General features: G+C 45.3%; 15 protein-coding genes and 1 riboswitch. Of the genes, 1 reads left to right on the top strand and 14 read right to left on the bottom strand.

What is annotated here, in order from left to right:
- Positions 1-182: 182 nt before the first annotated feature.
- The 7 genes from NSQ50_RS04480 to qoxA all read right to left on the bottom strand — a co-directional run bounded on the left by NSQ50_RS04480 (position 183) and on the right by qoxA (position 8,742).
- Positions 183-2,213 (bottom strand): hypothetical protein, encoded by a 2,031-nt coding sequence (locus NSQ50_RS04480; RefSeq protein ID WP_143760551.1) that lies wholly within the window; start codon positions 2,211-2,213, stop codon positions 183-185.
- Positions 2,179-3,081, bottom strand: coding sequence for an ABC transporter ATP-binding protein (locus NSQ50_RS04475; protein WP_036680830.1), 903 nt, complete (start codon positions 3,079-3,081; stop codon positions 2,179-2,181). The genes NSQ50_RS04480 and NSQ50_RS04475 overlap by 35 nt, the downstream gene beginning before the upstream one ends.
- Positions 3,074-3,463, bottom strand: coding sequence for a GntR family transcriptional regulator (locus NSQ50_RS04470; RefSeq protein WP_036680827.1), 390 nt, complete (start codon positions 3,461-3,463; stop codon positions 3,074-3,076). The genes NSQ50_RS04475 and NSQ50_RS04470 overlap by 8 nt, the downstream gene beginning before the upstream one ends.
- Positions 3,464-4,852: 1,389 nt before the next feature.
- On the bottom strand, positions 4,853-5,143 hold the full coding sequence (qoxD, locus tag NSQ50_RS04465; protein ID WP_036680878.1) for a cytochrome aa3 quinol oxidase subunit IV: 291 nt from the start codon (positions 5,141-5,143) through the stop codon (positions 4,853-4,855).
- 4 nt (positions 5,144-5,147) lie between these two features.
- The gene (qoxC, locus tag NSQ50_RS04460) at positions 5,148-5,744 is read right to left on the bottom strand and encodes a cytochrome aa3 quinol oxidase subunit III (RefSeq protein ID WP_042124373.1); all 597 of its coding nucleotides are present in this window, start codon (positions 5,742-5,744) and stop codon (positions 5,148-5,150) included.
- Positions 5,741-7,684: a cytochrome aa3 quinol oxidase subunit I gene (qoxB, locus tag NSQ50_RS04455; protein ID WP_076129582.1), complete on the bottom strand. Its 1,944-nt coding sequence runs from the start codon at positions 7,682-7,684 to the stop codon at positions 5,741-5,743. The genes qoxC and qoxB overlap by 4 nt, the downstream gene beginning before the upstream one ends.
- 38 nt (positions 7,685-7,722) lie before the next feature.
- Positions 7,723-8,742, bottom strand: coding sequence for a cytochrome aa3 quinol oxidase subunit II (gene qoxA, locus NSQ50_RS04450; protein ID WP_076224973.1), 1,020 nt, complete (start codon positions 8,740-8,742; stop codon positions 7,723-7,725).
- 487 nt (positions 8,743-9,229) lie between these two features.
- On the opposite strand from qoxA, the gene NSQ50_RS04445 reads away from it, so the two are divergent.
- Entirely contained in the window at positions 9,230-10,366 is a 1,137-nt protein-coding gene (locus NSQ50_RS04445; RefSeq protein WP_076224972.1) for a polysaccharide deacetylase, read from the top strand.
- Positions 10,367-11,375: 1,009 nt separating this feature from the next.
- On the opposite strand, the gene NSQ50_RS04440 is transcribed toward NSQ50_RS04445, so the two are convergent.
- From NSQ50_RS04440 to NSQ50_RS04410, 7 genes are all read right to left on the bottom strand, one after another.
- Complete coding sequence (locus NSQ50_RS04440; protein WP_340949291.1) at positions 11,376-11,513, bottom strand: hypothetical protein; 138 nt, start codon at positions 11,511-11,513, stop codon at positions 11,376-11,378.
- A gap of 86 nt (positions 11,514-11,599) precedes the next feature.
- Positions 11,600-13,306 carry a methyl-accepting chemotaxis protein gene (locus NSQ50_RS04435; RefSeq protein ID WP_036680818.1) on the bottom strand — a complete coding sequence of 569 codons (1,707 nt, stop codon included), beginning with the start codon at positions 13,304-13,306 and terminating at the stop codon, positions 11,600-11,602.
- 200 nt (positions 13,307-13,506) lie between these two features.
- Complete coding sequence (locus NSQ50_RS04430) at positions 13,507-16,071, bottom strand: DUF4430 domain-containing protein (RefSeq protein WP_051491156.1); 2,565 nt, start codon at positions 16,069-16,071, stop codon at positions 13,507-13,509.
- Positions 16,072-16,241: 170 nt separating this feature from the next.
- Positions 16,242-16,444, bottom strand: a riboswitch (cobalamin riboswitch).
- A gap of 127 nt (positions 16,445-16,571) precedes the next feature.
- Positions 16,572-19,568 carry a GAP1-N2 domain-containing protein gene (locus NSQ50_RS04425; protein WP_076224971.1) on the bottom strand — a complete coding sequence of 999 codons (2,997 nt, stop codon included), beginning with the start codon at positions 19,566-19,568 and terminating at the stop codon, positions 16,572-16,574.
- Positions 19,565-20,827 (bottom strand): hypothetical protein, encoded by a 1,263-nt coding sequence (locus NSQ50_RS04420; protein ID WP_038568871.1) that lies wholly within the window; start codon positions 20,825-20,827, stop codon positions 19,565-19,567. Before NSQ50_RS04420 ends, NSQ50_RS04425 begins: the two co-directional genes overlap by 4 nt.
- Before the next feature lie 82 nt (positions 20,828-20,909).
- The gene (locus tag NSQ50_RS04415) at positions 20,910-21,551 is read right to left on the bottom strand and encodes a beta-mannanase (protein ID WP_076224970.1); all 642 of its coding nucleotides are present in this window, start codon (positions 21,549-21,551) and stop codon (positions 20,910-20,912) included.
- A gap of 24 nt (positions 21,552-21,575) precedes the next feature.
- Complete coding sequence (locus tag NSQ50_RS04410) at positions 21,576-22,850, bottom strand: vWA domain-containing protein (protein ID WP_036680812.1); 1,275 nt, start codon at positions 22,848-22,850, stop codon at positions 21,576-21,578.
- Positions 22,851-23,116: the final 266 nt, after the last annotated feature.

Genomic DNA, 23,116 nt, shown 5'->3' with positions numbered 1-23,116 from the left:
TACCAGTTAATACAGCGATGTTATTTTACCGGAAATGAATATACTGGTTCAGAGGCTGACCTGAAAGTTCCATTTCATCCTTATCGTATCTCCAAAAGCATAATCCAACTATCCAGTTTATGTAAACCAGTAGTCTTTTATCTGTAATCTTTTACTTACCTTATTCTAAACTTATTCTTAACTTATTTCAGCAATGCTTTCAATTCAGGCGTCATATCCGATTCTTTTAACATTACGAAATCGCTATAACCCTCTTTGTACATCAACTTCACAATGTAGTTGCCATTCTCAACACCATAATGGAAATGATGGTCCAAAATATCTGTTAATAATGTCTTATCCTTCGTAACAGCCGTACGATTCTTTTCGCGTGCAAGCGCTACTCTTTGTTCAGGACTAGTAGGGTTCTTAGGTGTTTGCTCGTCCATATAATCATCTTTTATAATCTCTGCCGATTGGATATCTTCAGCTGTTATTCGTATTTTATCGGCATAACCTTTTTCATTCATCCACTTTTCAAGCTCATGGAAAGAAGATTTCCATGGATAATTATAACCATAACTTGAAGAAACTTGATTGCTGTCCTCTTTTGCCTTTACCTCTGTTTGGATATTAGCCACATCAGGTATTCCATCCTTATCTATCTGTACTTCGTAGGACATATTCAAAATTTCGCGTTTGATAATCTCCTTTAGCTCTAAAATTTCCCCGGGATCAGAGATGGCAACTCTTTTATTCCTATTAGTAATCCACATGATATCCATTTCTTTCTCTAAGAGAGCTAAATTATACTTTTCATACTTGTAAGCTTCGGTATCCTTAACCGCCTTGAGCTCTGATTCAAACCCCTTATTAGGGATCCAGTATTCCCTCACTAATTTGTGACCATTCTCCAATTGATAAGCCAGAGTAAAATATCCATAAACATATTGTTCTGACGTATGATCTGGACGTACCGCAACTACCGCTTGATGAAGTTTACGGACAGCCTCTATATAATCTTCATCACTGGAAAAAGGGTCCTGACCCATAAAGGGGGTAGTGTACAAATCATCTATTCGTGTATACATCTGGTAGTTAGTTCCCATATAAACACTGCTAATCTTATCACCGGAAGGCACTCTGGCTTCATACCCCGTAACACTTGATACCGGGATATACAGAAGTAACCCTATCATTACCGCATAAACTGCAAACTCAGCTACCATTTTACGCGTCATAATCTGCCATGTTTTCCGAATAATCATCTCTGCGGCAACATAACCAATAATAGCTCCGATGGCATATCCACTAATCACCCAGCCCATTTGCTGTTGCTTCATTTGCGCAAAATAATTACCAGCAATAAGCATGGCACATAACATAACCCCTGCTTTAAACAGTGGATTGAAATATCCAAAAGCAATAGCCTGACCCGCTTTTTCCGTATTACGTTTACGGTATAACAGATAGGACAACCCAATAAATAGAAGTGCCAATACCCCATAAATCCATAATTCTGTATTAGTGAAGGGTTTGCCGGTAAAATAATACACGATATGAACAAACGGAGACCACATCTGCAAACTAGAATCACGGAAGTTTACATTTGCATTTGCATAACCATAAAGATACATGGCGAAATGGCTATTGATTAATGAGATCAGTACAACAGGAAGAATAAGCAAAATATAAATGATAATTCCCTGAAGAATAGATTGGCCTGTACATATTCCCACAAAAACACTAAAACAGAAGAGGAACAAAGTCAGAATACTAACTGTGATACACCATTGCCAAATATCTGCGCCTTGAAAAATATAAAAATTCCCACTCCATGGCTTTACAACAGCAACCACCCCAGCAGTTAACCAAACAGGCAGCAACAGTAAAATAAGTCCACTTGTCAGATGAGCTGTAAATATATGCTCTCTGCGTAAAGGCAGGCTATGCCAAAGATCTGCGGGTGATTTTGCCTGAAGGTATCGGAATAAGAATAGTCCTGCGGCAACTGGGATCGTAATGATAAACAAGGCTTGCACACTACCAGCTATGCGAAATAAATGATCAATTTCCTGCGGTTTTGCATCCGGATTGTTGCTCATGAAGAGCTGCAATGGAAGTGCGAATAATAAGCCGAGTGCATATATAATCCCTATCCAGCCATGCTGGCGGAAGTTCTGGCGAAAAATACTGCTATTAAAGTAGTAATGGCTGCGCGTCATATCCGACATCCCCCATTTCATAAATAAAGATCTCTTCTAACGTTAATGGAAGCAAATCGAATACGTATGGCTCGTACACCTGAAAAGCCGCTTTGATCCGTTCACGATCCCCTTTTACAATATATAGGTTCACACTTCCCCGGCGCTCTTGATGCAGAACTTGTAGCTTGGCAGCTAACGGAATCTCATGCCGTTCATCCCGAAACGCCACTTGAATCTTATGTGTATCCGCCTTAAGATCATCCAGATCCTTCTCAATCAACATCTTCCCACCATGCATAATCCCGACATGATCGCACAGATCTTCAATCTCACGAAGGTTATGGGAAGAAATGATTACCGTCAACTCGCGTTCAGCAACCTCCTGAAATAGCAGGTTTTTGATCTGACGCCGCATCACCGGATCTAATCCGTCAATCGGTTCATCCATAATCAGCACATCCGGCATACAGCTTAAACATAACCAAAATGACGCTTGCCGCTGCATCCCTTTGGAGAAACGACTGAGTTTGCGTTTTTTATCGAGCTGAAATACGGTTCCCAAATCTTCAAAACGCTTCTGATTCCAGCTCGGATAAATCGAGCGATAGAAGGCCGCCATTTGCAGCATGGTGGATTGTGGGAAAAAGTAAGGAGCATCCGGCATAAAAATAACCCGTTGCTTAGTCGTCGGGTGTTCGAATACCGCTTCACCATCCACCCGCACGGTCCCCTTATCTGGAGAGTAGATGCCCGCCAATGTTTTGAGCAGCGTTGTTTTGCCCGCGCCATTAGAGCCGAGCAGCCCATAAATTGTTCCCTTATGTACCGTTAAAGAGATATCGTCGACTGCCTTCTCGCCTTGAAATAACTTGCTGACTCCCCGAATCTCAATCATCACTCTTCCCTCCTTCTCTTTGCTTCTCCACTTGTTGGTACAAAGAACTAATCTCAGCTGCGGTGAACCCAAGGTATACCGCCTCCGCCATCAGCCTCAGCAACTCGTTCCGGACTTCCGCTTTTTTGATCGCATTTTGTTCTTTTTTCATCGGGGCTACAAAACTTCCTTTCCCCTGTAATGAATAGATATACCCCTCACGTTCCAATTCACGGTAAGCCTTCTGAATGGTATTGGGATTCACGGTTAGCTGCTGGGATAACGTCCTTACAGAAGGTAGCTGTTCATCCGTCTGCAAAATACCATGCAGAATCATCTCCTTAACCTTATCGGTCAGCTGCTCATAAATCGGCTTCCGACTACGAACGTCCAGTTCGAACATAACCTTCCTCCTTCCACTATCTTGCATTAAATCCATTATGATGTGTACTAACTGTACTACTATTATTAATACAGTTTGATTTATATGTCAACAAAAAAATCCCCAAGATTTTCCTTCGGGATTTATCTATTCCTTGCTATTAATCAAAATTACGTCCGATCGCGCCGAGCCAATCTCGTCCACAGTAGTTTTAGGACCCTGATGACGCTGTTTCCCGCTTTTAAGCTCCCCTGAGTCCGATCGCGCCGCCCCCCTTATCTCCCCCGTAGCTTTCGGACCCTGATGACGCTATTCGCACATTTTCCGCCTTTTGAGCGAAGTTTCGGAGTCCCATGCAGCTATTGCCTAGAAAGGTGCTCATTTTGGGCGTTTTTCACACCAATAGCGACTTTGGGGTCCGTTACAACTCCAAATGACGCTGTTTCCCGCTTTTAAGCTCAACTGAGTCCGATCGCGCCAAGCCCCCTTATCCCCCGCGGCTTTCGGACCCAGATGCCGCTATTCGCACATTTTCCGCCTTTTGAGCGAAGTTTCGGACTCCAGTGCAACTATTGCCTAGAAAGGTGCTCATTTCGGGCGTTTTACACACCAATAGCGGCTTTGGGGTCCGTTACAACTCCAAAAGACGCTAATTCATGCTTTTAAGCTCATCTGAGTCCGATCGCGCCGAGCCAATCTCGTCCACAGTAGTTTTAGGACCCTGATGACGCTGTTTCCCGCTTTTAAGCTCCCCTGAGTCCGATCGCGCCGCCCCCCCTTATCTCCCCCGTAGCTTTCGGACCAGATGACGCTATCCGCATATTTTCCGCCTTTTGAGCGAAGTTTCGGACTCCACTGCAGCTATTGCCTAGAAAGGCGCTCATTTTGGGCGTTTTTCACACCAATAGCGGCTTTGGGGTCCGCTACAACTCCAAAAGCCGCTGATTTCCGCTTATAAGGTCATCTGAGTCCGATCGCGCCGAGCCTCCTTATCCCCGCTAGCTTTCGGACCCAGATGACGCTATTCGCACATTTTTCGCCTATTGAGCGAAGTTCCGGACTCCAGTGCAGCTATTGCCTAGAAAGGCGCTCATTTTGGGCGTTTTTCACACCAATAGCGACTTTGGGGTCCGTTACAACTCCAAACGCCGCTGTTTCCCGCTTTTAAGCTCCTCTGAGTCCGATCGCACCGAGCCAACCTCATCCCCCGTAGCTTTCGGACTCAAATGACGCTATTCGCACATTTTCCGCCTATTGAGCGAAGTTTCGGAGTCCCGTGCAGCTATTGCCTAAAAAGATGCTCATTTCCGGGCATCCGCTACAACTAACCTCCGAAATAAACGCAAAAAAAGAGACGTCCCTAAGCCATTTTGGCTTTAGAGACGTCCCTTTGAGTATTAGTGTCTGTAATTAAGCATACCAGCCCCATACGAAGATGAAGAGCGTACCGAATATCGTAACTAGACCAACGAATAAGGCATAGGCGATATTGATGTAAAGTTCTTTCTTGGTATCTGCTGATTCACCAATATGCATGAACAGGAAGAGCTGCAAGGAAGCCTGAATGAGGGCTGTAACAAGCAGGATAGCCATGTTCGCAGTGTTGGATAGATCAAGGTAGATTACAGCAAGTGCAGCCACAGAAAGGACAAGAGAGGCTAAGAAACCCATCACATGGCGAATTGGAAACAATTGCTTCATCATGCTACATCAGTCCTTTCAGATAGACGAAGCTGAAAATAAAGATCCAGACAACGTCCAAGAAATGCCAGTACAGCGAGAAGATAAAGGATTTATTGGCCGTAGCCGGATTAATACCTTGACGCTTCAACTGGATTAGAATAGCCGCACCCCACAGGAACCCGAACGATACGTGAGCTCCGTGTGTTCCCAGCAGTACAAAAAGACTGGATAGGAAACCACTGGTTTGAAGTGTAGCCCCTTCGTGAACATAAGTGACAAACTCCGTGATTTCAATACCAAGGAAGCCGAGACCCATTAGAAGGGTTAGTCCGAAAAAGACCATCATGGCTTTTTGGTAACCATGCCGCATGGCATGAACTGCAAGACCAATCGTGAACGAACTTGTCAGCAGCAGCAATGTTTCGATCATTACTGGACCAATTTCGAAAAGATCCGGCCCGCTAGGGCCGCTGGCAAAACGGTCTACCATTACAAAATAAACAGTGAACAACGTAGCGAACAGTGCAATCTCCGCTCCTAGAAAAACCCAGAAGCCAAAGATTTTATTACTATTCTCTTCTGTTGAGTATTCAAGCGGCTTAGACGCATCTATTTTCATACTGTCTCACCCCGCAATTTCTTTTCAGTAGCAATAACTTCTTCTGCTGGGATGTAGAATCCGTGATCCCGATCAAAGGACATAGCAGCTAGAACAATGAGGATACCTACTCCAGAGAGGATCGCTGGAATCCAAAGACTGAAGACCAGAGAGAACCCTGCAATGAAGAAGATAACACCCAGAACAAATGGTTTTCCTGTGTTGCTAGGCATATGAATCTTAGTAATCTTATCTTCAAAAAGCGGTACTTTATCTTGTTTAGCAGACCAGTAAGCATCGCGTGTTTTTACATTTGGAACCACTGCGAAGTTGTAAGCTGGAATCGGGCTTTTCGTTGCCCATTCCAAAGTACGTGCATCCCACGGATCTCCATCAGTATCTCTTGGTTCGTAACGAGTACTCCAGTAAATGTTATAAACCAGGATTACAAATCCAATAGCGAGACCGATCGCACCTACGAATGAGACCATACTCAGCGGGCCAAATCCGGTATCCGCAGAATAGGTGTATTGTCGGCGGGTCATACCCTTAAGTCCGAGAATAAACAGCGGGAAGAACGATACGTTAAAGGAAATGATAATCCACCAGAAGGCATGCTTGCCAAGACGTTCATTCAGACGGAAACCGAATACTTTAGGGAACCAGTAATGGAACCCTGCGATAACGGCGAAGACCGCACCTGGAATAAGAACGTAGTGGAAATGGGCAACCAGGAACATCGTATTATGGTACTGGTAATCGGCACTGGCCATAGCCAGCATGACACCTGTTACCCCACCAATCGTAAAGATCGGAATAAAGGCCAGGGTGTATAGCATAGGTGTCGTAAAGGTTATTCGCCCTTTTCGTAAGGTAAATAGCCAGTTAAATATTTTCACACCTGTTGGTACGGCAATGGCCATGGTTGTAATCGAGAAGAAGCTGTTAACCATAGCACCTTGACCCATTGTATAGAAATGGTGAGCCCATACTAGGAAGGACAAGAGGGAAATGATCAACATACTGAATACCATGGATGTATATCCATACAGGTTCTTTTTAGAGAAGGTGGCGATAATTTCACTATAAATACCGAATGCCGGTAAGACAACGATATATACTTCAGGGTGACCCCATACCCAGAACAGGTTGGCCCATAACATATCCATACCGCCATTGGCCATCGTAAAGAATTGAGAGCCGAACAACCGGTCGAACATCATCAACGCGAGTGCAACCGTAAGCACAGGGAATGCGAATACGATAATTACGTTGGTGATCAATACGGACCAAGTAAACATCGGCATTTTCATCAACTTCATGCCTGGTGCACGCATTTTCAGAATCGTTACAATAAAGTTAACGCCTGTGAGGAGCGTACCAATACCTGAAATTTGTAGTGCGAGCGAGTAATAGTTATTACCCACCGTTGGACTGAACTCTAGACTTGCTAGCGGGAAATATGCGGACCAACCAGCATCTGGCGATCCCCCGATAACAAACGAAATGTTAAGCAGCATAGCTCCAAAGAAGAAGAGCCAGAAGCTGACAGCATTCAGACGCGGGAAGGCAACGTCTCTAGCACCGATTTGCAGCGGAACGATAACATTCATCAGACCGATAATAAACGGCATGGCCATAAAAAGGATCATAATCAAGCCGTGTGTTGTAAATACCTCGTTGTAATGCTGTGCGTCAAGAAATTTCATGTCCGGGGCTGCTGTTTGCAGCTTCATCATAATAGCGTCAACGCCGCCGCGGAAAAGCATAAGCAATGCAGCGAGGATATACATAATCCCAATACGTTTGTGGTCAACAGTAGTCAACCATTCGCGCCATAAATATCCCCATTTTTTAAAATAGGTCAGGCCGACGATAATCCCGATTGTAGCCAGAACAATACTTGCCATAGCTCCGTATATCAGGGGTTCGCCGTGGACCTTAAATTTATCCCAATCCATTAGGAATCGCTCCTTTCAAGTTGTTCAATTAACATTGACTAGTGTCCGTCATGTGTTGTGCTCTCTTCTAATGGAGAACTAGGTATCGGCTCATCCAGTTCTGGATTAGGCTCGGTGTTGAATTCCGTCTCGCTGGATGGTGCTGGAGTCGGGTGAATTTCTTTATTATCCTGATGCTCCATACTTCCGTTATCCGTATCCATTTCAGTGCCACCATTACTCATATGGTCACCATGGCTTCCCGGAGGCGGGCTAAAGGATAAGTGAGTATTCGTATACGTTTTACGTCCGACATGTTCCATTTCCAAAAGACCTTTAAATTCATCTTCCGTCAGTGGACCCGCCGTTTCTTTAACGTCTTTCACCCATTCCTGATAGTCCTTATCTGTCATCGCAAGTGTTTCAAACTCCATGTGGGCAAAACCCTTACCATTAAAGTTCGCATTTCTTCCGACATAAGAACCTACAGTATCAGCTGAAAGATGCAAGGTTGTGATCATGTCGCTCATCGCGTATTTTTGTCCTCCCAATTGTGGGATCCAAAGACTTGAGATCGTACCGAAAGAATACAGTCTGAACTCTACAGCGCGGTGAACTGGAATGTTAACGTAGTTTACTGTTTCGATACCTTCTTCTGGGTAGCTGAAATGCCATTTCCAGTTAGAGGAGGAAGCATAAATTACAAGCGGTTTCTGATCTTTATAATCCGCTGCAACATTTTCTACATCTACTGTTGTTTTGACGGTGACTACGGAGAGGAATGCCACGATAATAATCGGAATGGTAATCCAGATAGCCTCCAGCCATTTGTTTCCTTCCTCGTGAGGAGGAATATAATCTTCGTTGCTTTTTTTAGCACGGTATTTCAAAAGCACGAAGACATATAAGATGTAGACAACTGCCAGAACGCCGAGCATCATAACAATGGAGAGAATGATCGTGTCAGATAAAGTTCTTGCAGCCGGCCCCTTCGGATTCAGAACAGCAATTGAACTGCATCCTGGCAAGAGTAAAATTAGGCTGAGAAATAAAGCGTATAACGGTCCCTTTTTGTTCATGCTTAAGCTCCTTCCTTCAATACTTCTTTTATTAACCCTCAACATTAACCTTTATATATAGTAAGAATTTATGGGGAAGAAAGCAAAAGACTTATTTTTCCATTTAGCCTAAAAAAGACCTTAATAATGGCGAACAAGTTAAATATGTGTGATCAATTTGTTACAAGTTTCTAATAGTATGATAAAGATCACTGTAACGGCGCTGTTTATGGGTTGAAAAATTCCGTTCAAACTTTGTTCAATAGTTTACTAAAGTTGCTAATTTAGACACATCTATTCTGCGCAAAACGGGGTGATTTTAACCATTTTTTGTTGATGCGCCAGTATTTAGCTGGAGTCGCGTGCTTTTTATGATTGTGGTTGAAATCACAGTTAACTTCTAAAAGGTAACAAATTATTCTGCTGGGGGTTACAATCTCTCAAATTTCATTCTATCAATGTATGATAAGGTAATAGACAAATATACATAGATAGGAGATTTTTGACGATGTCTTTAAAGAAAGTATGGCTATTATTAATCGTATTATTCATAGGTTCCGGATCAATACGAGCGATAGATTCAGTGAATGCAGCAGGTGCAGGCTCCCTTAGGTTAGGTGTGAACGATAAGTTAACAACTATTGAAGCAGTTTCGGTAAAAGATACCTATTACGTTCCTCTACGTGATCTATCACAGGAACTTAAGTTAACGCTAACTGGAGTGAGCGATGGGATAAAAGTTACAGGTCAGAACAGATCAATCAAACTGCTGAATGATCATGCAACAGCTACTCTAGGCGATGGAAAGACCATATCCATGAGTACATTTTTAAAAAACGGAAAAACAATGGTTCCACTGAAATTGACCTCTTATCTTGGTTTTGGAATTTCCTTTAAAGCAGATCAATATTTATTGCGTGTAAAAGATGGCTCGGCTACATTAGATGATGCAACATTTGTAAGTAAGTTTAAAAAGGAATTGAAGCCAACCTCAACTCCTGGAACTTCTACGCCAACTGTTGGGAAGCAAGGTAAGACCGTATACCTCACCTTTGATGATGGGCCAACGGCTACAACTTCTACATTGCTTGATATTTTGGCAAAATATGATGCGAAGGCAACTTTTTTCATGATCGGACCGAATATGAACCAGCATACTGCGCAAGTGAAACGGATTGCGAATGAAGGGCATGCTCTCGCATTGCATGGAATGACGCACCGGAAAGAGAAGTTTTATGCTTCACCTGCGGCTGCGCTGGGAGAGATGGATAACGATAACGCCATTTTGAAAAAGATTACAGGTCAAAGCACTACACTGATTCGTCCTCCTTATGGAAGCAAGCCTTATTTCACAAAGGCCTTTAGAGATAAAGTGCTGGCTCAAGGTTATCATCTATGGGATTGGAACGTGGACTCAGAGGATTGGAAATACAAGGATGCTAGTACAACGATCTATAATTCGGTTATGAATCAGGTTCATAAGCTGCAGAAATCGCAGACCAATCCAGTGATTCTGATGCATGATCAAAAAGCTACGCTTAAAGTACTTCCGCGTATCTTAGAGTCATTGAAAAAAGAAGGCTATACATTCCACGTCATTAGCTCAGATCTGAAACCTCTGAATTTCTGGAAGGATACACGCTGAGTTTTTCAAAAAAATCAAGAGGGAATCCCAACAGCTGTGAACCAGCTATTGGGATTCCCTCTTTTTTCAAGTCTTGAACTAAACACTAATTTTTGTTTAATCCAACCACATTCATGCTCCCGAGTTTTTCTATCGGACCCAGATGACCTTAATTGCTGGATTTGCCACTGTTTCGGGTGCTATCGGACCCCATAGCCGCTATTGGTGCGAAAAACACTAGTTTCCAGCGTTTTCCACAACAATAGCTGCGCTGGTGTCCGAAACTTCGCTACAAAGGCGATAAATGGGCAAATAGCGGCGGCTGTGTCCGATACTCCGCTTCCAAGCCGCAAACCAGTGGGGATGAGTATAAGCCCACGTTATCGGACCCAGATGACCTTAATTGCTGGATTTAGCTATATTTCGGACGCTATCGGACCTCATAGCCGCTATTGATGCGAAATAAACCAGTTTCCAGCGTTTTCCACACCAATAGCTGCACTGGAGTCCGAAACTTCGCTCCAATGGTGATAAATGGGCAAATAGCGGCGGCTGTGTCCGATAGCCTGTGGGGGTAAGCATAAGCCCACATTATCGGACCCAGATGACATTAAACTGGGGAATATCAAGTAGATAGTGTGTTTAAAAAACTAGAGAACAGCCGGGGACACTAGGGTTACGGGGTACAGGGTACAGGCTACAGGGTACGGGGTACGGGGTACGGGGTACGGGGTACGGGGTACGGGGTACGGGGTACGGGGTACGGGGTACGGGGTACGGGGTACGGGTTACGGGTTACGGGGTACGGGGTACGGGGTACGGGGTACGGGGTACGGGGTACGGGGTACGGGGTACGGGGTACGGGGTACGGGTTACGAGTTACGAGGTACAGGGTACAGGGTACGAGGTATCATCTCCAAGGTTTTTATTGTTTCCTTCCCTTCGTCTTGCCACTGTTGTCGCTGGAGCCCACATAGCATATGTTTGCCCGCAACCTACTGAGTCCAGTTTACGTCTAACCGCTCCTGACCTACTGAGTCCAGCTTACGTCTATCCGCTCCTGACCTACGGAGACCAGCTTACATCTATCCGCTCCTGAGCTGCTGAGTCCGCTTACATCTCTCCCACCTTGACCAACTGAGATCAGCTGGCTCGCGCTTGCTCCCAATCTGCTAAAACCACAAACAGCAGAGCAGCGATCTCCGTTACTGGAGAACCGCTGCTCTGCTGTTTTTTTAACATTATTATGAAGCTCTATAGTTTGAAGCTGGACAATATTTTTTGCAGATCTTCTGCCAGCACCGCTAAATACTGAGCTGAAGCCGACATTTCCTCCATTGCGGATAGTTGCTCCTGACTCGCTGCACTTGTGTCCTGAACACCCTCCGCCCCTTTACTAGATATAACGTTGACCTGTTCCATAGCTGCTGCCACACCTTGTGATTCCATGGCTACATGAGCAACCGCTTCTCTAATTTCGGCTGTCTGTAAGGTAGCTTCTTTAATGGAAGTCTGAATCTCATGAAAAGCTTGAGATACCAGATGACTTTGAACTACGCCATTGGTGACTAGCTCAGTACCCAAAGCCATGGATTCTACTGCGCTTTCGGTTTGCTTTTGGATATGTGTAATAATATCTGTAACCCGCAAAGAACTATTTCTAGTTGCTTCCGCCAGATTACGAATTTCTCCAGCAACTACAGCAAATCCCCGTCCATGCTCACCGGCCCGTGCTGCTTCTATAGAAGCGTTGAGCGCAAGCAGATTCGTCTGTGTAGCAATACCGTTAATCGTTGTAATAATTGTATTAATCTCTTGTGACAATGTCCCCAGATTAGAAACAATCTCCTGACTCTGAGTTACACTGAGGTCAATTTCCTTCATCTGCACAATGATTTGGTCTACAGCCTCTACTCCACGATCCGATGAACCGGAAACTACGCCCATTAGATCCGACATTTCATAGCTGCTGCCCTCTACGGCTGCAATATCATTGGTCATTGCTTTTATGGAACGTGTTGTATTGTTAATGCTCTCTGTCTGTTCATCAAAACCCGCGGCAATCTCTCCAGAAGATACAGCGATCATTTGTGAAGCCAATGAGGTCTGCTCAGCGCTTGCACTCATCTCTTCCGATGAAGCTGACAGCAGCTCCGCACTCTCTGCAATCCCTTGCATCATCTTCCGCAAGCCCTGCAGCATATTGTTAAATGAACTGTTAATTTGGCCGATCTCATCCTTGGCAGTGTACGTTGCTATTACGGTCAAATCTCCATTTTCTGCCCGCTTCATTATTCCTTGCAGTTCTTTAAGGGGTTTTGTTATCAGTCGAATGATTGCAATACTAATCACGATACAAATCACACAGGCGAACGTAATCATTATGGTATTGTTTACCCGCATGCTTTTAGCGGTTGCCATGGAATCTGAATTGTGTTCATCAGCATCTTTAAGCAACGAATCACTAATTCCTTTAAGTAGGTTGATCATTTTTTCACGGGAATCGTTAAACTCGCCTGAAAATACTCGATAGGCCTCTTGATTATGATTACTATCAGCAATCTTTATAATGTTGTCCCGCTGTGCGCGATAATCTGGCAAAAAGGACTCATACTCTTTGATTTTACTTACAATAGCAGGATCATTATACTGAATCGCTTTCACCTTGTTCATAAGTTCATTGTTATCCTGAACCTTCACTTGGATACTCTCAGAAAGTTCTTTGTTTTTGCTGGCATCAACGCTAATCAAACGCTCCAAAAGATAGGATTCAATAGCCCGATTATTCGTACGCATCTGCCCCACGTAAGAAACAGGCAATAAATTTTCATTATATGTCTCATTTGTCTTTTCGGCCATTCGGGTCATCGTGATGATGCCTATGCCCCCTACAACATTCACCATGATTACAGCGAATACCAAAAGCAGCCCTATTTTGTATTTCACTTTCAAATTTTTCATCTACACTCCGCCTTCGCATTATCTTATGATCTATCTATTTTTATCGGTCGGAAGGGCTAAGAGTTTGATGATTTTTTGAATATTGTGTCGAATAAAAGTATATATTGTCATAAAACGACTTTCCTCCAAATATAAAAAGGGCGGGCACCCGATCCGTTAGTTACTCCGAATCCATGTACCCGCCTAATCAATCCTCTTCCTTATTCTCCAGAGGTATAGTACCAATATAAAGTATCACCGTTCTGCAAAATATAGCTGTCTGCACTTATGCTTGGATCAGCATCCCGGTTCGTTTTATACTTCCATCCGCTGCTTGGGCCTTCATCAAATTCAGCCAACCCGTCAATAGACTTCACGTAGATGCTTCCAGCGTTGCCGGATGATACTACCTTAGTGCCTAATTGACTGACTAGTAAGCTATAAGCCGTTTCGCCCTCTTTTAGAGCTACTGTTGTACTGGCTAGGATGGTTCCCTTCCGGCTATCTCCAATCACTGAAAGGGTAGCGGTAGCTTTAGCTGGAGCAATAACAGACGATCCAACAGTCAGAGACTGAGTATAACGCGCTACGCTCGGTACGCTGTCTTTAGCATAGCCGGTAACAGTCATTGTATAGCTATTTGCCGGGAGACCCCCATCAACAACAGCTACACCTTGTTCATTCGTGATTACCTTCTTATCACCAATCGAAACCTGCACACCTGCTGCTGGTGAGGTAACCGGATCAGAAGTGAAACTGTCCTGATTCCACACCCACTTTTTCTGAGAAACCTTTACGGTAAAAGCTTCATTAGCTTTTGGCTGCGTTGGGGAAAGCGCCACAGAATCTATAACCTGTGTATTTTCACCTGCATAATAGACAAGCACACGATCGGATTCCTGTAGTTCGAACGCATCCATACCCACACTTGGATATATCCACTCCCCGCCGCGTGATACTACGAAGCTCCACCATCCGTCGTAAGTACCTTGCGAAACTCCATGGATACCTGATACAAAGTTGCCATAAGACGATTTGGTGATATCTACTTTAAAATCATCGGTAGACCCTAGTTGCTGCAACGCTTCAAGAGCATTGGAGGCTTTTAAAGTCCCTTCACTAATCAATCCTTCCGGGCCTTCAACGGTAAGTGAAGCTGTTACATTCTTAGAAATTACCTTTATAGCTTTTGTATATTTAGCAACCGTTGGCGCTTTACCTTCGCGGTAGCCAGTTACAGTCAGTGTATAGTCACCTGCGGGCACATTTCCTGAGAATACGGCCTCACCTTTAGCATTCGTCGTTACCGTCTGAGCTCCAATTTGGACCTGAACACCCGCAGCTTTTGCAGTTACAGGAGAGGAAGTGTTCGTAGCAGCGTCCCATTTCCACGTCTTACTAGTTACAATGACGTTAAAAGAATCGCCCTCTTTAAGATTTGCTTTGGAAAGGGTAACGGAATCCACAAGTTTAGTGTCATCTCCGGCATAATAAACCAGTACCTGATCTGAATCTTTAAGTACAAAATCACTCATGCCTACATCGGGATTAATCCATTTTCCGTCACGTGATACAACATACATCCATCCGTCATAACCACCAAAGCTTCCAGCAGCAATACTTCCGATGCCAGTCACATAACTGCCCGAAGGATTCGTGATCGGCAAGTTCGTTTGAAGCGCCAGCTTCTCTAACGCTCCAAGTGCGTTGCCAGCATAGGCGTACCCTTGTGCCAACGTGGCCCGTGGTCCCTCAATCGTTACAGGAGCGTAGATGAGTGAGCTCTGAACGGAGGATTTGGAAAAATCGTATAGCTTACTGTTGCTTCCTTTATACAGCAAATTATACGCAACCAGCGCCTGAAGTCCTTGCTCTGTCGCCAGAACATTACTGCTTCCACCACGGCTATGGGTGAAGCTACCATCAGCTAGACGATAGCTAAGCAGGTTCTCCATTAGATCCACTTTGTTTTTGGTGTATTCTAATCCACTAGGATCAACTCCGAAGGATGTGAGTCCAAGGATTGCTTGTGCGCTACTTTCAGCACTGTCACCGTAACCCCCATGGCTATCTTGAGCTGCAGATAACCAAGCTACGGCTTGTAGCCCTGCTAAGTAGGCTTCAGGATTATTTTTATGTGCCGCCAGAGCCGTCAAGGTTATCGCTGTCATATCAGACTCACTTGCGCCCGAGGTTAATGCAAAGCCCCCATCCGGATTCTGTTTGGAGAGAATCTCCGTAAGGAGCTTATCCGCCGTCCATTTCGCGTCACTTGGGATATTATATTTACCAGAATCCAGCGCAAGTAAGGCATATACCGGATTATTTAGCGTCTGTTCACTGAGCTTGCTGTTATTATAAATTTTCTCAATCAGATTATAGCCAGGAGTCGTTCCGTTACCAGCAAAGCTAGTAGGATCTGCACCAATCGCTCTCACTGCGAGCACGATTCGAGCATAATCGGTTACATTGGCGAAATTGCCAGCTGCATCCTTTACTTTTTTCTCAAGCTCTGAATGGTAACTGGCTGGCAGCTTATATCCTGCTTGCGCTAATCCAATAGCTTGCCAATCCGATTGCACGCCACCTTTCAAGAGATATTCTGCAGCCGCATAAGTCGCATCCGCAACATTAATCCGCTCCGCAGCAGTTGCTTCCAGACCGGAGCCAGCGCTCGCTTCTGCAAATATTTGTCCTGCCGGAGCAAGAGATGTTCCTAGAATTGAAATGACCATGAATAAGGCCAGCCCAAGTGCTACAAACTTGGAAGACATGATTTTCTTCATTGTTTAACCTCTTTCTGTATAAGAATGGGTACTGCTGGGAATAAGACGCATAACATAAAGACCGCCCCTTTGGAGGGCGGTCAGGGAAGATTACAAATCGAGGCTCCGGCGCTTGCTTCCTGCCGATAGTCCATCTGTATATGTTCCACATTCTTACCCCACGAAGAATAGAAACGCTCACAAAAAAGGCAGGTCTCCTGGCTAATGCTTCATCGCTGTTCTTCACCTTCCCACCCTACCTTCAGGGCAGTGGCTTATAGAAGAAACGCTCCGCACATACAGTGGCGGGACCACGCCGGACTCATGCACCGGACTTCCCTTTTAAGCAGACGACTAGATTGATAGAGTCTGCACCTTTTCCAGTATGTAGTATCTTATTTTGACATCCATAATCATATCTATTAATACATAGCATGTCTATAGAAAAGCTTAGTATGGGCAGCAAAAAAATGAACAGCAATACACCACCTGCCGGTAGGTATTGCTGTTCAGAAAGCTTGTTATTCGGCTGTTCCTTCCGGACTTGCAGTTGGGGAGGGTTCAGCACTTGAATCAGAAGCTGGTGGAAAATTAGGGTCGGGATCTACGATCAATGTAAATCTTCCGGCCTTGATCATACTTTTCTCTAGAATTGTCGCTCCAGGCTCCAATGTAACCTCAACCTGATAGGATGGTTGTTCACCTTCAGTCACAGCTGTTGCGGAAGGCAACCCAGTGCTGTCCTCAGTATCAGAGGAAGGCGTAGGAGACGGAGAAGCATCAGCTACTGCGTTAGGAGCATCTGCACCTTCTGCTGTTCCTCCAGTAGTGCCAGCGGCATCTGAATCGTCAGCGGCGTTTCCCTCATCCGTCCCATCCGTTGACGGCACTGGACAAGTGCCATTCGTAGCAGCGACCTTAAAGCTTTTATCTATCTCTGTAGACGAAGACATTAAACTAATCTCAGTCGGTTGAAACTGCACACAGTCATCTGCACTTGCGAAGGTGAACACCAATATGCTGCTCCCCTTATCTCCTTCGTCGCTCTGATCCTTCAAGTATACTGAAGCCGGAGGCAGCTCATTACCTGCACTCTGAACAGGGGTCGGCTCAGGGCTTGTCCCCGGCAGAGCCGTCTTCGTATCATCCGGGCGTAACATACTGAATACGATAATTGCAATAATCACCAGAATACCCGTAATGGAGCCGGAGATTAAGAGTCGAAATCGGCTGCGGCTGATCCAGCGCGCCAGCGGGGAAGCCAGTTGGGAGCGGGCTTCATTGTACACATTTTGCAGAGCAGGCCGAGCTGCCGCGACATAGTTCTTTCGGAATTCCCGATTCTTGAACGCTTCACGATCACTGCTCAGGAAATACTTCAGAATCGCCTTACGGTAACCCGGTTGCAGCTTTTTATTCGAAACCGTAAATAAAGGATTGCCTTGCGACCAAGCAAAAAACCGATAGATGATTTCTTTGTCGGAACCGGATTTACGCTTTAACAGCTCCAGAAGCGCATCGTAATCCAGCGGACCCCCTTCACGCTGAGTTGTATAGTAAAAGGCTAGCGGAAGCCGTTCAAAGGGTTCCAGAACACGCGCCTCTTTTAGCAAACGACGACCCAGTAGCTGCACATCGTCTAGTTCCTGCGGAGACAATCCTGTAAAAATCTCTTCATTCGGCTTCTCTTCACCAAACCAGCGGTAAGCTGCACGCAGCGCATTCTCTTTCTGCTTGCTAATCCTATCCAGTGGCGGCTGCCAATCGACAACATTACCATACCGTAAAAAAACTACCTCCAGAAGCTCCTCCTGCGTCATATCGGAAAGCGATAAGCGGTTCAGTAAGAATCTATCTGCTGAAGCAGCAAGATCCTGCATTAGGGAGAGTGCCTTAGGAGCAACTCCTGTTCCTTTGCGGCGATCTTTTTCTGCCTTATCTACAATTTCATGAATTTCCGCTACAGAAGCCACCGGATCATGTTCCAGCTGGAGCTTTTCAAGCAAATAATCCTTCACAGCATTTTGAGCAAAAGACTGCTCTAACGCCACTGGCAGGAACCGCCCCCAATGGAGTACAAAGCTCAGTATATCCGCAGATCTGGACGCCGCAGCTAGTCTTGATTCCATATAAGGCTCAAGTAGCTGCTTACGGAAATATGTTTCAGACATCACGCGCTGGAAGTAGGCTGCACTTAACTCATCATTACTCTCAATGATCCCGTAAGCGGCACTCAAGATATCCTTGCGGCCCGCTTCCACACTATGAAGCATCCCATTGATGAAATAATCCACGATTCTGACCCTGTAATTGTGATCCTTAAGTACAAAATACTCCTTAAAACATTCCATAATCGCCGGATCTGGCACATTCCTTTGCCGAATCAGATCAAATTCCCGGTCGAACCGTTCTAAGAAAATATCGTTCAAGCGGATTCTAGAATGAATTGCACCGTCTGGTTTAAGGTAAGAGAGCAAACCACTTAGCACCGCACTCTTATTCTCCGTATATAAATGCTCGTTCCCTTGCTCAATCTCATAAAATATAGCCAGCTCATTATAGAAAGCAAGGGATAGCTTATGCTCAGGACTCTCTCCACGCAGAATCTGATCGGCGAAGCTTACAAAGTCGTTAATATCTCCTGGATTCAGCAGTAACAGCTTCCACACCAAATCAGCATAAGGCTGGCGGGACTCACCAAAATCGACATTTCCCATCCGTCTGGAAGCCAAATCGAAGGTATAATCCTTCTCAATACTGCGATCACCGGGACGCAGCGAACCTTTTTCCACAAAGCTAAGATGTATATATTTACGGCTTTTCGGTTCATTCGCATACGTAATCACGCCTAATCTACGGCGGAATTCATACGGCAGCACGCTATACAGAATTTCTGTAAGCTCCACCGCCCGCGCGGACAACTCCGTGATAGGTACGTTTAGAGCCACGTAGATTTTTTTCTTACCTGCTACAGAGAGCATCACAGCTTGCAATAACGCCTTGAATATCCCTTCATCAATCCCTAACAAGCGTAAGCCTGCGATTGGGTCAGGGCTGCGGTCTGTGCGAACAACTGGAATAGAGGGCAGCTCCGGCAAAGTTCCACCAAGCTCTCCAGTATAACTCTCTGCAAAATCAGCATGCAGCCAGTCCCCATAGCTCTGGACAATTTCTTCGGAACGTGAAGCAGGAACTACATAGTTATGTGCAAAAAAGGCGCTTCGTTGGCCTGTGAAATCGGCCGCTTGATAACGACTAAGCCCAATAACTGTATCCCCGTTCTCGGCATGAAATAGGTGCAGCGCACCAGGATATGCAGCCTCATCCTTCTCCCCACGCGCGGTCAACTCCGCAGGAGCATCGTAGAGGCAGAAGGGATGAAGGATTTTTTTCACAAAATTATTGTCTAGACTATCTGATTTCGCTACCGTATCGAAGCCTTCTGTGGAACGAAACACTCCGCGACGTTCGCGGGTATACATCTGTTGGGCGATTGTTGACCCTGAGAAACCATTCACGGGCCGTCGCTCCCCTCAATATACTTCAGCTTATGCAGCAGCCAAATAAAAGGCTCGTCTACACGAATCGGGCTTACTACACCCTCAATCTTTTGATTCACAGGATTGCTGCCCAACGCAGATACTGCAAAATAACCCGTATTCGCGAAATAAACATCCATCGTATCTTTAAAGGGTCTGTCCACCTTACCAATAAATCTGCGAATTTCCCCGTCGATGTTATGGAACTCGTCCATGTTTAATGTTTTGCGATGAACATAGTTATTGAACACATTGCTGTTGGACTTGATATAATCGCCATCCTCATCCTTCAGCGAATGCAGCATATCACTTTTTGCAAGTACAACCGCTGTTGGAATGTCTGTCTTACTCTTTTCCTGATAGGCAATAAAATCACCAAACATCGTCAGCACCACATCGCGCGGCTCGTCATATTGTGAGACCCATTCTCCGGGGCGGTCACCGATGTTAATATGAATTTTTTCACGGATAGAACGGATTTGCAGCGGATCGACCATAAACAGAATACCCGCAGAGTTCTTGATATGCTGACCATGAAGTCCAAGATAATCCTGATCCACCATCCCCTCACCTGCTACATCAAAGAATACAAGTGTCAGTGGCGGTTTATTTTCATCCTTAAAGACAAATTGAAAGATAAAAGGCTCCTGCATTTTTTCCTTCTGTGTAGAAGCCAGCAGATCCCCGCGCTCAAAAAGCGGTTCTTCATACAATGTACGGAACTTACGGCTAATCTCTGCATTAAGCGGCATACAAGCGGCATCAAAATGACCTGCTGTAGTATGCTGCAACGTGTGGATCAACGAGGTCATATACACCGATTTCCCGACTTGGGATGCCCCGATAATCGAGATGATGTTACTTGGCACCTTCCCGGCAGTCACCGGCAGCTCATTATGGCAGGCCGGGCAAAGCCGTCTGCGCGTAAGCACACCGTAACGATCCGTAAGCCCAGTTAACACATGATCCGTGTAATGATGATATTCTTCCGGAATATCCGCCGGGTTGATAATCGCTTCTATGTCATCTACCGTATCGAGCCCGAAGCGCTCACGGTATTTGTTCAAGGCGTCATCCTCACCCAATGCGTAATTTTCATCGTCCTCCCGGCTGTGCATAGCCCGAAAGACGACATCCTCCGGAGAGAATTTGGTGAAGCAATACGGACACACTATATCGTAAAAAAGCGGCCGCGGCTCCGGCTGATTCTTTTTCATAAAACGGCTAAAAAAAGACATCTACTCATCCTCCCAAAAGTTGTATCTACGTACTTGCTATGAACGCACTGCTCATTACCCGCTTGTACACGTAGACCGAGTCTCACTCCGGTACCAATTCGTAATAAAGCCCATATTTCTTGCCATCGGTGAAAAAGATGCGTACAAAATCATCCTTACCGATTTCAATCGGCGGAAGTACATTGCGTCCAGGAGCGAAATCCTGTACGAAGGGAAAGAGAATACCATCCTCTTTCCCTGCCGGATGCCCTCCACGTTTCTTGACATAACAGAGGACATCCCGTGCCACGGGCACTTCTGCCGTAATCGCCATATGTACGGTCTTTTGTTTTCCGAATAAGGCTTTTTTTTGTTGAATGGAATAATAGATTCGGGCTTTGCCTGCACTGACCATCACCCGGTTCACACCATCACTTTGCCTCACCAGTACAGTCTCACCGTTCTCAGCAAGACGAGCAAATATGGTATAGGATATCAGGCCGATCTCATCCAATCGATCACGATAACCATTGTTAGATTTGTATTCCTCACGAGTGTAGAGCTTCATCCCTACTGGCGGATCATCTCCGGTTCCCATGTCAGCCGCTTCTGCGGAGGTTTTGTGGATGTACACCGCCTGCACGCCGTCCGGCCAGCGCCATCTCAGCGTACAGAATCGGTCATCCACTTGGGATGTCACATCCGTTATTCCCGGAGCGGAAGCATTAACCTCGGCGTACCTCATTAATGTAAACCCCTTTCCGCTACACTAGAATCCTTTGCTGTTCCGGTTTCTGCGCCGACCCGGAAAGTTATCCGATGCTGGTGCAGGCGCTGCGTTATTGTTTCTTCTATTTCGATAAATACGTCCTTCACCTACCGGAATGACGCCTGTAAATAATGCAATAATAGCAGCTAATATTAGAACAGCCAGAAGACGAATAAGACTATCTGTAAAGGAGTCACCGCTAAGTCCAAATTCCAGAATCAGTCCTGCGAACAAGCCAGATATTACGCCGCCAATCCCAAAGCTTTTAGCCAAATGACGGTTATCAAACATAATTCCCAGACCTAATCCAAGCGCAGCCCCCATCAACATCAATGATAATATACGAACCGCAGCATAATAAGGACTGTCTGCCGTTGAATCACTGCGCTCAGTTAGCAGCGTCCGATCTCCCAGACGGTCATAGATCTGCTGGAACACATCGCCCAGAAGGGCTGAATCCTTGACATCATAATAGTGTCCGCCTGTCACTCTCGCAATATCCTGCAACAGCTGATTGCCTGCTGGATCATTCAAGCCCAGACCAATGGTATTCACGGCAATACCGCGCTCTACATAAGCCTGCAACTCTCTTGTGGTATCGAAATTACTCACTCCGTCAGACAACAAGATGACCATAGCTCCTTGGTCTTTTTTGCCGTCACTATCAATTTCCTTGAGTGCCTCCGAGACCGCACCGCTAATATTCGTGCCGCCTTCGGTTGGCTGCAGATTATCGATTGCAGTCAGCACCTTCTCACGATTCTCCGAATTTGAAAGTGGCGTTAAAGGCTGGACAACTACAGCTTCGTTGTTAAAGGTCACCACGGCCACCTTATTGTCAGTGTCCATTTTTGTAATTAACGCTTTTGCTGCTGAATACCGGCTATTATCGGGATCACTCTGCGTCATACTGCCTGAGTCATCGATAGCCATCACCACATTCTTAACCGGTCTGGCACCGCCAAAATTCAGTTCATAAACGAACTCCGTTAAGGCTCCAACTCCAAGTGCAAGGACAATCATCAGAGGCAGCAGTTTCCACGATAACCCCAGGTAGCGTTGTTTCCATGAAGCTCCGTTCAGTCGTGGCGAGATCATCTCTGCAAGCAGGCAGCCTACACCGACACCCAGCGCCACAATGGCAAAATAAATACCCACAAGCAGGATGGAAGGCAGATCGTTATACCAGCTTAGCAGCCATTCGCCAAAAAGAAAGGCGACCCCGCCGCCGATCAGACTGAAGAAGAGCAGCAGCAGATTGATTTTTCTCTGCATCGTTATACTTCCTTTCCGGGAAAACCTGAATTGTACTATTATCCTTTAAACATTCCGGGGGTTATGCTGCCTGATAAACGGGCTACCCGGATGTGTTATCATCCCCCAGATTGCACTTTGTGCAATAGAATGGAGTAGGAGGAACAACTATTTCTATTCTATTGCACAGTGTGCATTGGAAATAAGGAGAAATGTCCCTATCCCAGAAATCTACTTAAATCTACTGTATCAATATTGCACAAAGGCAATAAAGGGACTCAAAGTGA

This window comes from Paenibacillus sp. FSL R10-2788 (genome assembly GCF_038003885.1).
Classification (GTDB): domain Bacteria; phylum Bacillota; class Bacilli; order Paenibacillales; family Paenibacillaceae; genus Paenibacillus_AQ; species Paenibacillus_AQ odorifer.
The sequence above is the reverse complement of the archived record's forward strand: the minus strand, read 5'-3'. Positions and strand labels throughout refer to the sequence as shown.

Bases quoted from the DNA above. Each gene is read 5' to 3' on its own strand.
- NSQ50_RS04480 (WP_143760551.1), bottom strand. From the start codon at position 2,213: ATGTCGGATATGACGCGCAGCCATTACTACTTTAATAGCAGTATTTTT.
- NSQ50_RS04475 (WP_036680830.1), bottom strand. From the start codon at position 3,081: ATGATTGAGATTCGGGGAGTCAGCAAGTTATTTCAAGGCGAGAAGGCA.
- NSQ50_RS04470 (WP_036680827.1), bottom strand. From the start codon at position 3,463: ATGTTCGAACTGGACGTTCGTAGTCGGAAGCCGATTTATGAGCAGCTG.
- qoxD (WP_036680878.1), bottom strand. From the start codon at position 5,143: ATGAAGCAATTGTTTCCAATTCGCCATGTGATGGGTTTCTTAGCCTCT.
- qoxC (WP_042124373.1), bottom strand. From the start codon at position 5,744: ATGAAAATAGATGCGTCTAAGCCGCTTGAATACTCAACAGAAGAGAAT.
- qoxB (WP_076129582.1), bottom strand. From the start codon at position 7,684: ATGGATTGGGATAAATTTAAGGTCCACGGCGAACCCCTGATATACGGA.
- qoxA (WP_076224973.1), bottom strand. From the start codon at position 8,742: ATGAACAAAAAGGGACCGTTATACGCTTTATTTCTCAGCCTAATTTTA.
- NSQ50_RS04445 (WP_076224972.1), top strand. From the start codon at position 9,230: ATGTCTTTAAAGAAAGTATGGCTATTATTAATCGTATTATTCATAGGT.
- NSQ50_RS04435 (WP_036680818.1), bottom strand. From the start codon at position 13,306: ATGAAAAATTTGAAAGTGAAATACAAAATAGGGCTGCTTTTGGTATTC.
- NSQ50_RS04430 (WP_051491156.1), bottom strand. From the start codon at position 16,071: ATGAAGAAAATCATGTCTTCCAAGTTTGTAGCACTTGGGCTGGCCTTA.
- NSQ50_RS04420 (WP_038568871.1), bottom strand. From the start codon at position 20,827: ATGTCTTTTTTTAGCCGTTTTATGAAAAAGAATCAGCCGGAGCCGCGG.
- NSQ50_RS04415 (WP_076224970.1), bottom strand. From the start codon at position 21,551: ATGAGGTACGCCGAGGTTAATGCTTCCGCTCCGGGAATAACGGATGTG.
- NSQ50_RS04410 (WP_036680812.1), bottom strand. From the start codon at position 22,850: ATGCAGAGAAAAATCAATCTGCTGCTGCTCTTCTTCAGTCTGATCGGC.